Source organism: Pantoea sp. UBA5923, from assembly GCF_002431095.1.
GTDB lineage: Bacteria > Pseudomonadota > Gammaproteobacteria > Enterobacterales > Enterobacteriaceae > Pantoea > Pantoea piersonii.
Map to the genome: position 1 here is coordinate 6,250 of NZ_DJDN01000073.1, position 1,349 is coordinate 7,598.

Annotated in this window: 2 protein-coding genes; both read right to left on the reverse strand. The window is 55.3% G+C overall.

Features of this window, described 5'->3' with window-relative positions; translation table 11 throughout:
* On the reverse strand, nucleotides 1-127 hold a 127-nt coding region (locus B3797_RS16995; RefSeq protein ID WP_311791684.1), incomplete at its 3' end, for a DUF1427 family protein.
* 58 nt (nucleotides 128-185) lie between these two features.
* Nucleotides 186-878, reverse strand: a complete 693-nt coding sequence (locus B3797_RS17000) for a hydrolase (RefSeq protein WP_311791682.1) — start codon at nucleotides 876-878, stop codon at nucleotides 186-188.
* Between the last annotated feature and the right edge of the window lie 471 nt (nucleotides 879-1,349).

Here is a 1,349-nt window from a genome sequence, read left to right on the forward strand (position 1 = left end):
TGCCGACGATCATGCCCAGCAGTCCCACCAGCGCGACTGCCGGCGGAGCGGGCGACTGAACCTTGAGCAGCGCGTACACCAGGCCGATTAACACGCCCGCGCCCAGGGAGATCAATAAAGGAGTCACAGGTTTTCCTTTCCAGCATGGCTGGCCGGCCACGAGAATCACCGGCCAGCTGGCGAGATTAACGGACGTTGGCAGGAACCGGCGCCAGCGTACGGTGCTCGGTTTTCTGGCGAGAAGGTGCTTTGTGAACCATGGTGTAGGCGTAATCGACGCCGATGCCGTAAGCGCCTGAGTGCTCTTTCGCAATGTCCATAACGGCGTTATAGGTCTCTTTATGTGCCCAGTCGCGCTGCCATTCCAGCATCACCTGTTGCCAGGTCACCGGGATCACGCCAGCCTGAACCATGCGCTGCATCGCGTAGTCGTGCGCCTCTTTAGTGGTGCCGCCTGATGCGTCAGCCACCATATAGATTTCATAATCGCCTTCCAGCATGGCGCACAGGGCGAAGGAGTTGTTGCACACCTCGGTCCAGAGGCCTGAAACCACTACCTTTTTCTTGCCGTTTGCCGCCAGAGCGTCGCGCACTTTCTGATCGTCCCAGGAGTTCATTGAGGTGCGCTCAAGAATGTCCTGGCCAGGGAACACGTCCAGCAGCTCCGGGAAGGTGTTGCCAGAGAAGCTCTCTGTCTCAACGGTAGTCAGTACGGTCGGAATGTTGAAGACTTTCGCCGCTTTCGCCAGCGCCACGACGTTGTTTTTCAGCACCTGGCGATCGATTGACTGAACGCCAAAAGCCATCTGCGGCTGCTGGTCGATAAAGATGATCTGGCAGTTTTGCGGCGTCAGTACTTCAAGTTTGCGATTGGTCATGTCTTTGCCCATTGAGGTTAGTATGGCTACATACCGTGGAAAAATTTAACGGCGGTAAATAACAGTTTTCCTGTTAATCCGGTGGCGTGATGTCGCGCTATCGGTGGGTAACTGTCTGAGCGCAGTCTAGGAACCTTTTCTTTTTCAAACTATTATCCTTAGGTATACCTATACGAAGGTATACCTATCCCTTTGTATAACTAGACGCTTTCCAGACCTCCCGATCATAATCCCGCCATCCCAGTTACCTGCGCTTACGGCAGGACAATGTGCTGTCCACGGCCGACCTTGCCGCTTCGGACGCCTTCATTCAGGAGTTTCTATGGTTACCCTTGGTAAAGCAGACGTCATTCTCACTAATGGCCGGTTTCATACGGTCGATCGCGGCAACCCGATCGCCGACGCCGTCGCCATCCGCGACGGCAAGTTTCTGGAAGTAGGCAGCCTGGCTGACGTCATGCAGCACCACTG